This is a genomic window from Kribbella sp. WER1 (assembly GCF_054189145.1).
Map to the genome: position 1 here is coordinate 2173151 of NZ_CM135186.1, position 13133 is coordinate 2186283.

At 69.0% G+C, this 13133-nt stretch carries 9 protein-coding genes and 2 tRNA genes; 4 read left to right on the forward strand and 7 right to left on the reverse strand.

From position 1 onward, the window contains the following. Nucleotides 1–27: 27 nt before the first annotated feature. The 3 genes from ACXJJ3_RS10635 to ACXJJ3_RS10645 form a co-directional block, all read right to left on the reverse strand. Nucleotides 28–651: a ClpP family protease gene (locus ACXJJ3_RS10635; protein ID WP_458169804.1), complete on the reverse strand. Its 624-nt coding sequence runs from the start codon at nt 649–651 to the stop codon at nt 28–30. Between the two features lie 385 nt (nt 652–1036). Beyond that, on the reverse strand, nt 1037–2434 hold the full coding sequence (gene tig / locus ACXJJ3_RS10640; protein ID WP_458169805.1) for a trigger factor: 1398 nt from the start codon (nt 2432–2434) through the stop codon (nt 1037–1039). Nucleotides 2435–2512: 78 nt separating this feature from the next. Continuing rightward, nucleotides 2513–2585: transfer RNA gene (locus ACXJJ3_RS10645), tRNA-Pro, on the reverse strand. A 129-nt stretch (nt 2586–2714) separates the two neighbouring features. Here ACXJJ3_RS10645 and ACXJJ3_RS10650 point away from each other — a divergent pair. Continuing rightward, nucleotides 2715–2785, forward strand: a tRNA-Gly gene (locus ACXJJ3_RS10650). A gap of 324 nt (nt 2786–3109) precedes the next feature. Here the strand turns inward: ACXJJ3_RS10650 and ACXJJ3_RS10655 are convergent. The 4 genes from ACXJJ3_RS10655 to ACXJJ3_RS10670 form a co-directional block, all read right to left on the reverse strand. Continuing rightward, entirely contained in the window at nt 3110–4555 is a 1446-nt protein-coding gene (locus ACXJJ3_RS10655) for a nitric oxide synthase oxygenase (protein ID WP_458169806.1), read from the reverse strand. Between the two features lie 172 nt (nt 4556–4727). Then, the gene (locus ACXJJ3_RS10660; protein ID WP_458169807.1) at nt 4728–5366 is read right to left on the reverse strand and encodes a DivIVA domain-containing protein; all 639 of its coding nucleotides are present in this window, start codon (nt 5364–5366) and stop codon (nt 4728–4730) included. Continuing rightward, entirely contained in the window at nt 5363–6565 is a 1203-nt protein-coding gene (locus ACXJJ3_RS10665; protein WP_458169808.1) for a globin domain-containing protein, read from the reverse strand. The genes ACXJJ3_RS10660 and ACXJJ3_RS10665 overlap by 4 nt, the downstream gene beginning before the upstream one ends. 231 nt (nt 6566–6796) lie before the next feature. Continuing rightward, on the reverse strand, nt 6797–8650 hold the full coding sequence (locus tag ACXJJ3_RS10670; protein ID WP_458169809.1) for a hypothetical protein: 1854 nt from the start codon (nt 8648–8650) through the stop codon (nt 6797–6799). 137 nt (nt 8651–8787) lie between these two features. On the opposite strand from ACXJJ3_RS10670, the gene ACXJJ3_RS10675 reads away from it, so the two are divergent. The 3 genes from ACXJJ3_RS10675 to ACXJJ3_RS10685 all read left to right on the forward strand — a co-directional run bounded on the left by ACXJJ3_RS10675 (nt 8788) and on the right by ACXJJ3_RS10685 (nt 12883). Next, nucleotides 8788–9849 (forward strand): ATP-binding protein, encoded by a 1062-nt coding sequence (locus tag ACXJJ3_RS10675; RefSeq protein WP_458169810.1) that lies wholly within the window; start codon nt 8788–8790, stop codon nt 9847–9849. Beyond that, nucleotides 9842–11599 carry a vWA domain-containing protein gene (locus ACXJJ3_RS10680; protein ID WP_458169811.1) on the forward strand — a complete coding sequence of 586 codons (1758 nt, stop codon included), beginning with the start codon at nt 9842–9844 and terminating at the stop codon, nt 11597–11599. The genes ACXJJ3_RS10675 and ACXJJ3_RS10680 overlap by 8 nt, the downstream gene beginning before the upstream one ends. Nucleotides 11600–11662: 63 nt before the next feature. Beyond that, on the forward strand, nt 11663–12883 hold the full coding sequence (locus ACXJJ3_RS10685) for an MFS transporter (protein WP_458169812.1): 1221 nt from the start codon (nt 11663–11665) through the stop codon (nt 12881–12883). The last annotated feature ends 250 nt before the right edge of the window (nt 12884–13133 follow it).

Sequence of the window (13133 nt, forward strand, 5' to 3'; positions counted from 1 at the left end):
TGCGTCCTTAACTGACGGAGTGGGAGATCAGGAGTTCGGGCTGCCCTGGCTGAGCTGAGCCGCGCTGGTGACCACGTGGTCGATGAAGCCGTACTCCTTGGCCTGCTCGGCGGTGAACCAGCGGTCCCGGTCGGCGTCGTTCTCGACCTGCTCGAGCGGCTGGTTCGTGTGCTCCGAGATCAGCCGGAACAGCAGCGCCTTGAGGTGCAGCGACTGCTCGGCCTGGATCTTGATGTCCGACGCCGTACCGCCCATACCGCCGGACGGCTGGTGCATCATGATCCGCGCGTGCGGCAGCGCGTAGCGCTTGTTCTTCGCACCGGCGCAGAGCAGGAACTGGCCCATCGAGGCGGCCAGGCCCATCCCGACGGTCGCGACGTCGTTCGAGATCCACTGCATGGTGTCGTAGATCGCCATGCCGGAGTCCACCGAGCCGCCCGGCGAGTTGATGTACAACCAGATGTCCGCGTTCGGGTCCTGGGCGTTCAGCAGGAGCATCTGCGCGATGATCGCGTTCGAGTTGTCGTCGCGAACTTCGGACCCCAGGAAGATGATCCGGTTCTTCCGCAGCTCACGGTAGATGTCGTCGTCTTGTCCGCCGGAGCCGTTGCCGCCCGCGGCGGTGGGGCTGGCTGCAAATGTCTCGTTCACGAACCCGACATTACTGGGCCCGGGCGACAGACCTAAGGCTGGGCGGGAGGTGTTCGCTCACGGCGCACCGTTCGTCGCGCCGGTGTCTGCTGTCAGCGAATCCGGTCCGCGCTACCAGCCGCACAGGACGACCGATCCGGACTCCTCGACGGTTGTCTCGTCAGGTACTTCGCGGAGCTCCGGCCGGTCGGCGTCCCGCCGTACCTCGGGCTCCTCCAGCAACGCGGCCACACCCGCCTCCTCCGCTCGGAAATCGTTTCACCGAGCACGTTAGGCGAGGAACTTAACAGCCGGATCGCGAACGGGCGACGGCATGCGAACGGCCCGGGACCCCGTCGTGGGTTCCCGGGCCGTGTCGGCGGGACTTGCTCAGGCGCTGATCCGCTCAGGCCTTGGCCGGCTCCGGCTCGTCGGCCGGGGTCTCGGCGTCGGCTGCCTCGGCGGCCTCCGGGTCGGCGTAGGTGCCGTCCGGCTGCAGCGTCTTCAGCTCGACCGTGTTGCCGGACGCGTCGGTGACCGTGGCGTTCTCCACCAGGTACGCCAGCGCCTTGCCGCGGACGACCTCCGACACCAGGCTCGGGACCAGGTTGTTCTCCACCGCGTGCTGCGCGAACTGGTCCGGGCTGACACCCGAACGCTGCGCGTGCCGCACGATGTGCTCGGTCAGCTCCTGGTCGTTGACGCTCAGCTCCTGCTGCTCGGCCACCAGGTCCAGCACGAACTGCGCCTTGATCGCGTCCTCGGACCGCTTCTTCAGGTCCTCGTCGAACTCGTCCTGGGTCTGCTCCTCACCCTCGAGGAACTGCTCCATCGTCATCCCGGAGTACCCGAGCTGCTGCTCCAGGTTCTCCTTGCGGGCCGCCAGCTCGTCGGTCAGCAGGCCCTCGGGGACCGGCACGTCGACCAGCGTCAGGATCTTCTCCAGGACCGCGTCCCGCGCCTCGCCGGCCTGCTCCAGACGCTTGCCGCGCTCCAGCCGCGTCTGCACGTCGGCCTTCAGCTCGTCGGCCGTGTCGAACTCCGACGCGGTCTGCGCGAACTCGTCGTCGAACTCCGGCAGCTCCTGCTCCTTGACCGCGGTCACCGTCACCTCGACGTCGACGTCCTCGCCCTTCAGCGAGCCGCCCACGAGCTGGGTGACGAACGTCTTCTTCTCGCCCGCGCTCAGGCCGACGACCGCCTCGTCCAGGCCGTCCAGCAGCTGGCCCGAGCCGACCTGGTACGAGAGGCCGGTCGCCTGCGCCTCCTCGACCTTCTCGCCGTCCTTGCTGGCCGACAGGTCGATCGTGATGAAGTCCTGGTCAGCGGTCGCCCGCTCCACCGGGTTCAGCGAGCCGAACCGCTGGCGCAGCGACTCGATCTGCTCGGTGACCTCGTCGTCCGAGATCGCGACGTCCTCGACCGACGCCTCCAGACCCTCCAGGTCCGGCAGCGTGATCTCCGGCCGCACCTCGACCTCGGCGGAGAACTGCAGGCTCTCCTTGTCGTTGAAGTCGGTCACGTCGACCTCAGGCCGGCCGATCGCCTTGACCTGGTTGTCACTCACCGCCTGCGAGTACAGCTTCGGGAGCGCGTCGTTGATCGCCTCCTCCAGCACCGGGCCCCGGCCGACCCGCTGGTCGATCACCTGCGGCGGGATCTTGCCCTTGCGGAAGCCCGGCACCACGATCTGCTGGCCGATGCTCTTGTACGCCGCGTCGAGGCTCGGCTTGAGCTCCTCGAACGGCACCTCGACGATGAGCTTGACCTTGGTCGGGCTCAAGGACTCGACGGTGCTCTTCACGGTGGCGGTTCTCCTTGATTCGGTGACATGTTGCGACGCCGGACAGCCGACGCCACAGCCGGTACTGCACGGGGTTTGTCGGGGCGACAGGACTCGAACCTGCGGTCTCCTGCTCCCAAAGCAGGCGCGCTAGCCACTACGCTACGCCCCGCAGTGACCGCACGAGTCTAGTCGACCCGGACCAGTGCTCGCGCCACCGGGGCCCACGACTGCGCAGATTGCGGCTCCGCCCGTGGCGTTTTGAGTCCAACGGCACCGATGTGGAATCATGTCCGGGCACGCGGGTGTAGCTCAATGGTAGAGCCTCAGTCTTCCAAACTGATTACGCGAGTTCGATTCTCGTCACCCGCTCTCGGCCGAGGGCGAGCCGTGTCCGCAGAAAGCGCGGACCGGCTCGTCCTCGTCGTTTTGTACGCCTTCGCTCCGCTCGGCGCGAGCGGGGGCTCCGCCACCCGCACCCCCTAGGGCTTCGCTTCGCTCGCCTCCCGGCTCGGGTTTCGCGGGTCGCTCACCCCCGGGCTTGGGTTTGGCGGGTCGCTCGCTTCGCGGCTTCGCTTCGCTCGCCTCCCGGCTCGGGTTTCGCGGGTCGCTCACCCCCGGGCTTGGGTTTGGCGGGGTCGCTCGGCTCCCAGGGGATGTGTCTGCGTCAGCTCACCCGCTTGGGGTGGGTTGCCTTCAGGGGGTGGTTGGGAAGGCTGGGGGGTGGCCTTCGAGGGCTCGGGTGGTGGTTTGGGGGTCTGTGGTGAAGTTGGGGGTTTTGGGGTCGGTGTCGTAGTAGGTGTGGAAGACGGGGGTCTGGGACGCCGACATCGGGGGGACTATCCAGGTCCAGTCGGCGGGGCAGGTGCGGCCGGCTTGTTCTTCTCGTTGTTTGTGGAGGAGGAAGCGGCGGGACTCGGTGTGGTGGTCGGTGATCGTGACGCCGTTGCGGTTGAACGAGTGCAGGACGGCGCGGTTGATCTCGACCATGGCGCGGTCGCGCCAGAGGGACGTTTCGTGGGTGGTGTCGAGGCCCATCCGCTGGGCGACCTCGGGGACCAGGTCGTAGCGGTCGGTGTCGGAGAGGTTGCGGGCGCCGATCTCGGTGCCCATGTACCAGCCGTTGAAGGGCGCGGCGGGGTACGAGACGCCGCCGATCTCCAGCTGGTTGTTGCTGATCACGGGGACGGCGTGCCAGCGCAGTTCCAGGCCGGCGAACCAACCCAGCTCCGGGTGCTCGAGTGGTACCTCGTGGACGGCCTGCGCGGGCAGCCGGAACAGCCGTGGCCCCTCGTCGACCGTCTCCACGACCAGCGGCAGTACGTCGAACGCGCCGCGGCGTTCGGGTGGTTGCCAGCCGCGGCGGATCAGCTCGGCGGTGAAGCCGACGTACCGCGGGTCTCCGACCGGGCGGCCGGACGGTTGCGCGTATCCGGCGTACCGGATGAGCTGCTCGTTCCAGATCCGCGGACCCGGGCGGGTCGGGGCGTCGGGGGCGAACACGGTGATGATCGGGCGGATCTTGCCGCCGTTGTGCGCCGCCGACAGGTGCTCGAAGCAGCGCTCCGCGACGGCGCCGGCGTCGGACACCGTGCGCAGGTCGCGCACCTGCAGACTGCGCCAGTACAGCCGGCCGATGCACCGTTCGTTGTTCCGCCAGGCGACCCGGGCGCCGAACGTCAGCTCTTCCGGCGTGTGCCAGTAGGTGCCGGTCAGGTCGATCTCGCGGAGCACCGCGGCGAGCCGTGGCGCGAGCGGGCCGGCCTCCGGGTTCTCGCCGTGGAAGAGCTCGAGGAACTCCTTGGCTGCGGTACGAAGCCCGTCGAGGTCGGCGTTCCCCGGCGCCCGTTCGGCAGCGGCACGTCGCGTACGACGCCGTTGCTCCGCCGAGGCCTGCTGCGGACGTGCCGCCGGGCGGCGGCTCGATCGGGTCGAACCACGACGGCGGCTCAGCTGGAACAGCTGTTCACCGGCCCGTACGGCGACCAGCTGCCGCACGCAGAGACCGGCTCCGAGCAGCAGCGTGGCGACGCCGAGCGCAAGGCGGACGGCGGCCGGGATCCCGCCGTGCTCGTTCCGGCCGAGCCCGAGCGCGCCGAGCGCGGCGATGGGTACGGCCAGCGAGACGACAGCGAGCGGCACTCCGAGCGGTATCGCGGGCAACCGCCGGCTCCGGGTGCCTGCCCGCCTGGCGGGGGCGGGTCGGCGGACTCGAACGGACGGTGTGAGCGAGGTGAAGGAGACACGAGAAGGATGGACAGGGCAGCGTTCTTCGCTGGACGACATGACGGCACTCCGTACGGATCCGGTCCCGTCACACCGTGCCCGGGGACGCCGGACCCCGCTCGTTGCGCAGCCGGCGCTGCCAGTCGCTCATCTCGTCGAACCACGCGTCCTTCTGATGCCGGGCTGACCCGCCTGCCGCACCGGACTGGCCGTCGTTCCCGAGCTGGTCGATCTCGGTGCTGAACGAGTCCACGATCGACTGCATCCGCTGTTGCGCGGACTGTGCGTACGAACGAACCTGCTGGCCGGCCGCGTCCATGGCCTCCTCGACGATCCGGCGCTCGTGCGCACGGGCCTGGCCGATCCGTTCGCGGGCGTCCCGGCTGACGTCCTGGACCATCTCCTCGGCGACGAGCTGCGCCTCGCTGAACAGCTGCACGATTTGCTCGTTCACCCGATCGCCGGCCTGCTCGTACTCATCCACTTCCCCTTGCAGCCGTTGCATCTCGGCCCGGGTACGCCGGAGTTCGTCCTGGAGCCGGTCGTTCTCGGCGCGGCTCTTGTCGAGCTGCTTGGCCGAGTCCTGCACCTGATCGGCGAGCACGTCGAGGTACCCGTAGACCTCGTTCGGGTCGAGGCCGCGCATCCGGCGCCGGAACAGCTCGCCGCGGATCAAGTCGGGTGTCTGGTACTGCGCAGAGCCGTGGCGGCGGCTGCTACTGGTCATGTGCTGTCTCCTGACCTGGTGAACGCTGTGTGCGGCGGGTGCGACGGGTTGGGCGTGTACGGCGTGTGGTCGTCCGCGGCCGCGTAGTAGAAGTTCTCGTACTTGATGTGCTCGGTCGGCACGCCCGCGGCGGCCAGGCGCTCGAGCGTGTGCGCGACCATCTGCGGGCCGCCGCACACCATCGCCGTACGTCCGGCCAACTGCTGCCGGGCGGCGACCGTGCCCACCTTTCCGCGGGTGCCCGGGTAGGACCCGTCGGCCGACACGACCTCGGTGTAGTCGAACCAGGGCCGCGTCTGGGCGAGCTCCCGCAACCTCGGGCGCTCGTAGAGATGCCAGGGCATCCGTACGCCGTGCAGCAGCTGGACATGCGGAGCCGTACCCGAGCGTGTCCACTCGTTGTCGATCTGTTCGAGCACCGCGAGCAGCGGGGCGAGCCCGGTCCCGCCGGCGACCATCAACAGGTCGCCGGGGTCGTGCTGCCGCCGGGTCAGCCGCTCGCCGACCGGGGCGCCCAGTCTGACCGTGTCACCCGGCTTCAGGGTCCGTACGACGCTCGGGCTCACCTGGCCACCGTCGATCTGCTGTACGTGCAGGTCGATCGAGCCGTCGGCCCGCGGGGCGTTGGCCGGGCTGAAGTACCGCCACAGCCGTGGGCGTTGCGGAATCTCCATGGACACCGACTGGCCGGGCAGGAACTTGTACCCGTGCCGCGGCCGGACGGTCATCAGCGTGAGGTCCATGGTGCGCCGTTCGACCGAGACCACGTCCGCGTCCCACCAGTCCGGGCTGGACTCCGAGGACGACTCCGCCGCCTCGACCATCATCCGGGCGATCACCTGGTACGCCGCGGTCCACTCCGCGGCGAGCTCCTCGTCCCACTCGGGGCCGAGGAAGTGCTTCAGCGTGGCACACAGCGAGGCGCCGACGGCGTTGTAGTGCTCGGCCATCACGGCGTACTTGCGGTGGTCGCGGCCGAGGTGCTTCACGAACGCAGCGTCGTTCTCGATCTGGTTCGCGTGGCTCACGATCCGGCCGAGTGCACTGACGAACTTGTCCCGCTGGTTCGACATCGACAGCGGGAACATCGCGCGGATCTCGGGATTGGACACGAAGATGTGGGAGTAGAAGTACAGCGGTACCTGTTCTCCGTGCTTCGTGACCTGGTCCCAGCTGCGCTGCAAGGCGTAGGCGTCCATCGGGATTCGTTATCCGGCTCGCTGTGGCGGCTCCTCGGTGGAAGCGGGCGGCCCACCTGCGGGCACAGCGAACTGCCGGACGTCGGCGGCTCGCGCCGACGGATACTGCAGTGACAAGGGTTCCCTCCCAGTTCAGTCCCCGAGTCGTATTCAGTACTTCGTCTGTCTTCCCCCGTCCGGCGGCGCTGAAACCGGGATCGGACCGACAGGTACCGAAATTCTCTGCCGGGACTACGGCGCGCGCAGGAAGGCGATTGCGTCGATCGACGCCGGCGCCGTGCCGGTGGATACGATCTTCACCGGTCCGGTGCGGAAAACCGTTGTGGGCAAGTAGGTGAGCACGCGCGAGGTGGTCGCGGCGGCGAGGTTGACCGTGCCGATCTTCACATTCGCGTGGTAAATGTCGACCTTGCCCTGGCCCGGGCCGTGGAGTGCGACGAGCGCAATGCGCTGGCCGGCTTCGGTGGCCTTGGTGAGGTAGGCGCCGTTCGCGCGCAGGATGGTCGTGGTGCCCTGGAAGGCCAGGGTGCTGGTGGTGCGCGTCACCGTGCCGACGGAGGTGAGGGCGCGGTCGTCGTCGGGGGCGGCGGAGCAGATCGGGGCGGACCACGCGGACAGGTTGCCGAGATAGTCTCGGGCGCGGACCATGAAGCACTCGTCCCAGCCGAGCCTCGGGGTCCACGTGATCGCGTTGATGCGGGTGTTCTGCCAGTTCGCCGGGTAGATCCACTTGCCGAGCGCCACGCCGGACGCGGCCGTCTTGTAGACCACGTCGTACGACGCGACGTCGGTGTCGTCCTTGTACGCCCAGCGCACCGTGGCCGTGCCGCTCAGCTGGACGCGGTCCCCGATCCGCCACGTGACCAGCGACGGCGCCGTACCGTCGACCTCGCTGCAGTACGACGTACTCCAGGCGCTCACGTTGCCCGCGTAGTCGCGCGCCCGTACCTGCCAGCACGTGTCCGTGCCAATTGGGGCCGAGACACTCGCAGCAGTCGTCTTGAGGCCCTGCCAGGCCGGAACCTCGTTCCACGCGCCGTACGGCGCCGTGCGGTTCGGCCGCTGCTGGATCCGGACGTCGTAGCTCAGTACGCCGCTGGCCGGAGAGTTCGGGTCCTGCGGGTCGTCGTACACCCAGTCGAACGACAGGCTCGTGTTGTCCCGCACCCTCTCACCCGCGGACGCGCTCGTCAGTACGGGCGCAACGGTGTCCGGATGCTGCTGCGGGTCCGCCGTCAGCCAGCCCAGCGTGGCCACGCGCACGTTGTTCGACGCGTCGGCGTACACGAGCTTGGCCAGCCCAGAACCGTCCGCCCGGAAGCTATTGCCGCTCGGCCCGTAACTGCGCTGCCCTAGCTCCGGGTCGTTCAGGTCCGTGACCAGCAGGTTCGACCCGGACTTCTGTACGGCGAATCCGTTGCCCAGCTGGGAGTCCGCGGCAACGGCGAGGTTCCGCGGCGGCTGCGGGCCGTTGACGTCGACGACCTGGTTGCAGCCGCTCAGCACCGCCCAACGCCCGTTAACACCGCCAGGCCCCACAGTGCACGCGCTGGCGACCAGAACGGTCTTGACGTCACCCGTAGTCAGGTTCTTACCGTCCAAATGCCCAGGAGAGGTCACCTTCCACACCGTGTCGCCGGAGAGCGCGAACGGCGGCGCCATGTCGGCCACTTTGGCCTTGCTGGCCACGTTGTAGACCTCAGCCGTCGCAGCACTCGCCGCACGGTGCGAAACGAGCAGCCCGCCCTTCCCGAGCACCACGTCGTCCGCAGCCGGGAACGTGAGCCCGCCGACCTTCGCAGTACTGCCGTCGAACGTCAGCAGCGCTGAGCCTTCCACTTGCAACGCCTTACCGGTAGAGGTACCACCAGAGGCTGTCCACGTCGTTCCGCTGTTGCTGGTCTCGTAAACGGCATGTGTTGCGGGATCCGACACCACCACCCGCGCGCCCGACAGGCCCACGTCGGCGGCCGCATGGCCCGGGACGAGCACCCCGGCCTCAACAGGATCGGCAGCACTCGCCTGCACCGCGGTCAGCGGCAGCAGTACGACGGAGCAGACAGCAACAGCTCTGGCACGAAACACGAGACCCCCCAGCCGTTCATAAGCCATCGCACCCTAGCCAGTAACCGCCGGTAACGGAAGCGACCCGCGAAAACCAGGTGACACCCAGTGACGTCCCGAGGATCCTGGAACGTTGGCCACCAACGCGAAAGGAACGCATGCAGGCGGGAATCACGGTGTCGGCAGCCGAACTGCCGGAAGTACTACTGCACGTCGCAGTGGTCCGCCCGGTGTTCCTCTGGGGAGCACCCGGCATCGGGAAGAGCAGCCTGGTCCGCGCGTTCGCGGAGTCGCTCGGCCTGGAGTGCGTGACGCTCCTAGGCACGCAACTCGCCCCGGAGGACCTGATCGGCGTACCGCAGATCGTCGACGGCCGCAGCCGGTTCGCTCCCCCGGTGGCGATCGCGCGCGACCAGCCGTACTGCCTGTTCCTGGACGAGCTGAACGCGTCGTCCGCCGAGGTACAGAAGGCGTTCTACTCGCTGATCCTGGACCGCCGGATCGGTGAGTACGAGCTGCCCGAGGGATCCGTCGTGATCGGCGCCGGCAACCGCGCCACCGACAACGCCTTGGCCCGCCCGATGGCCAGCGCTCTGGTCAACCGGCTGGTCCACGTCCACCTGCGCGCCTCCGCGGCCGACTGGCTGCAGTGGGCCGGTACGGCGGGTATCCACTCGTGGGTGCTGGACTACCTGCGCAACCGTCCCGACCACCTGTGGACCGCTCCGCCGAAGACCGAGGAGCCGTTCTCCACACCGCGCAGCTGGCACATGCTGTCCGACGCCCTGCACTCGTACGGCGACGAGGTGTCCGACGAGACGCTCCGGGTCCTTGCCTTCGGCACCTTGTCCGCGGCGCACGCGTCCGCGTTCCGCGCGTACGTGAAGACGGTCCGGCACGCGTTCGGGCTGGACGCCGTCCTCAAGGGTGAGGCGGGCTGGCCGGCGGCGCCGGAGGACCGCGACCTGCTGTACTTCCTGGCCGAGACGTTCCGCGCCCGGCTGGTCAAGGAACTGGCCGCGGACAAGGCCTCCGCGAGTCCGGCGGCCCGGCAGCTCGCGCACCGCGGCAAGGCGCTGCTGGTGGAGCTGGCCGAGATCTCGCTGGAGGTCGCGCAGCTGGTGATCGCGTCCGACGACGACGGGCGCCCGGTGCTGCCGACGTGGTTCCTGGTCGAGGTGAGCCGTGACCTGCCGCGGCTGGTGGCGGCCCGTGCCTAAGCGGAAGCACCGCGATCCGGCGCTCGAGGCGATCCAGGCGGCCTGGGCCGGCATCGTCGCGCACCCGCTGTTCGCGCCGATGACCGACCGGATGTCCGGCCCGGTGCGCGACGACACCTGCCCGGACGACGGCTGGGCGGTCATCGACACCGCTGGGCGGATCTCCACGCACCGCACCCGTCGGGCGACGCCTGAGGAGTGGACGTGGGTCTTCGCGCACCTGCTGATCCACCTAGGGCTCGGTCACACCACAGCGGACCAGGCAGCCAGCGCGGCCTGCGATGTAGCCGTCAACCGATACCTACAGTCGCTCAAGCTAGGCACACCGGTCGTAGAGCTCCCCTCCACCTTCCCCAGCATGGAAGAGGACCGCCTGGCTCGCCTGTGGCGCCGCGCTGGCGTACCTGCCGAGTACGACAGCCTGGGCGTCGCGGGACACGCAGCTGATGTCATCACGGTCCGCTGGAACGGCTGGGGCAAACAGCCGAACTGGGACGAGCTGTTCGCGGCAGGCCTCTCCGCGGCCGCAGCAGCAGCTGTTGACGTGGCCGGCGGCGTACGGTCGTCGTTGACCACCAAGGGACGCGACAAGTGGGACCTGGCGCTCGGCTGGTTCGTGTCGTCGTACCCGTTGCTGGGTGCGATCGCCTCGAGCATGTCCGTTGTGGCCGAGGCGGAACTGGCCCGCGGCTGGGACATCCACACCGCCGCGGTGAACGCGAGCGCCGGCGAGATCTACGTGAACCCGCTGACCGACCTCACGCAGAACGAGTGGCGGTTCGTGATGGCCCACGAGATGCTGCACGCCGCGCTCCGGCACGGCGAACGCGTCGGCGGCCGTGATCCGTACCTGTGGAACGTGGCCGCGGACCTGGTCATCAACGGCTGGCTCCTGGAGATGGGCGTCGGCACCATGCCCGACGGGGCGCTGCACGACCCGCAGCTCAAGGGCATGTCCGCCGAGGAGGTCTACGACCGCATCACCACCGACCTGCGCCGCTACCGGAAGCTGGCGACGCTGCGCGGCGTAGGGCTCGGCGACGTGCTCGGTCATCCGCTGCCGCACGCGGGAGAAGCAGCCAGAGCAGCCGGGCTGGACGACATCTACCGGCGCGCCCTGAACACCGGGCTCGCCTACCACGACCCGAGCCGCGGCACGATCCCTGCCGGCCTGGTGGAGGAGATCCGCGCACTGGATCACCCGCCGCTCGCCTGGGACGCGCAGCTGGCCCGCTGGTTCGAGGAGCACGTTCCCGCCGTCGAGAAGCGCCGCACGTACGCACGGGCCTCCCGCCGCCAGTCCGGTACGCCGGACATCCCCCGCCCCGGCTGGATCCGCCCGCTCGAACTGGAACGGCTCCCGACGTACGGCGTCGTCCTCGACACGTCGGGCTCGATGAACCGCGAGCTGCTCGGCAAGGCGCTCGGAGCGATCGCGTCGTACTCACGGGCGCGCGACGTACCGGCCGCGCGGGTCGTGTACTGCGACGCCGCGGCGTACGACGCGGGCTACGTCCCGGTGGACGACATCGCCGGGCGGGTGAAGGTGCACGGCCGCGGCGGGACGGTCCTGCAGCCGGGGGTGGACCTGCTGGAGCGCGCCGACGACTTCCCGGCGCACGGGCCGATCCTGCTGATCACGGACGGGCAGTGCGACGTGGTCCGCGTCCGGCGGGAGCACGCCTGGCTGATCCCGCGTAGTGCGTCGCTGCCGTTCACGGCAAGGGGGCCTGTGTTTCGCGTTGAGTGAACGCCTCTGCTCACGGCGAACAGGCGTAGTCGGGCGGCTCTGCTGCGTGACAGGTTCACGAGCATGGCATGGGTCGTGCGAGGTGAGTTCCGGAAGCTCTGGATCGGGCAGCTGGTGTCGGCGTCGGGCAGTGCGGTCACAACGGTCGCCCTGCCGCTGGTAGCCGTCGTGACCCTGCATGCCTCGGCTGTGCAGATGGGCGCGTTGGCGGCGCTGTCGATCGCTCCACACCTCGTGTTCGGGCTGTTGGCCGGAGTCTGGGTGGACCGGTGGTCCTTGCGCCGCGTGATGATCTGGACGGACCTCGGCCGACTGGTATTACTCGGCTCGGTTCCCACAGCCGCGGCAGTAGGCGTCCTCCGGATCGAGCAGCTGTACGTCGTCGCCGTACTGACCGGAGCACTGACTCTGCTCTTCGACACCGCCTCGCAGACGATCATCCCGGCCCTGGTCCCCCGCGAGGACCTCATGCGCGCCAACAGCGCCGCCCTGCTCAACCTGAACCTCGCCACGACGCTAGGGCCGTCGGCCGCGGGCCTACTCGTCCAGGTGCTCACCGCACCGTTCGCGATCCTCGTCGACGCGGCGTCGTACGTCGTGTCCACGGTGACGGCCTACCTGATCCGGGAGCCGGAAAGAGTACCCGCCCCGCCGCGGGCCGAAGTACGGCTGACCGCAGGGCTCCGGGTGCTGTTCGGCGACCCGATGCTCAGGCCGCTCGTGACGTCCGCGGGGATTGCGGCCATGGCCGGAGCGATGCAGGGACCGCTCGTCGTCCTGTTCCTGATCCGCGAGCTGCACCAGTCGGCCGGGTTCGTCGGGCTGACTCTGACCACGTTCGGGGCGGCCGCGGTGGCCGGGACCCTTGTCGCCCCCGCCTGGTACCGGCGTGTCGGTATCGGGCCGTGCTATCTGACCGGCACATTCCTTGCGTCACTGAATGGTGTCGCTCTGTTCACCGGGCTGACGCCGGTCATCCTTCTCGGTCAGGCCCTCGCCGGCCTCGGAATGTCGCTGTTCGGCGTACCGCAACGCACCCTGCGGCAGGCGATGGCCCCACCGCACCTCGTGGGTCAGGTCAGCGCGTCCTGGCGCACGCTGGTGATCGGCGGCCAGGCGGTCGGCGCGGCCTGCTCCGGCGTACTGGCGACCGCGCTCGGACTCCGTCCCACGCTGCTGCTCGTCACGGCGGGGATGCTCGCCGGTCTGCTGGTCGCGGCCGTCTCACCGCTGCGCGGACTGCGGGATCTGCCGGCGGCCGCGAAATCGATGGCGCGGGACTGATTGCGATCCGTGATAGGTCAGCACCCGGCCGCCGCGTGGAGCCGCAATCGCCTATTGCGATTCATTCACCGGGAATGGAATTGGCAGGACAAGCGCTTACCTACTGGGCGATACTGGAAAGTGCGCCGTTTTCAGGTCGCCAAACCCGATTTCGAACCGAAGTAGATGGGAAGTGCGCCCGTCCAGATGCCCCCAGAGCACCGTGCCCAAGCGCCGTCGATTGCTGCCCCTTCCACCCGTGCCCCCGAAC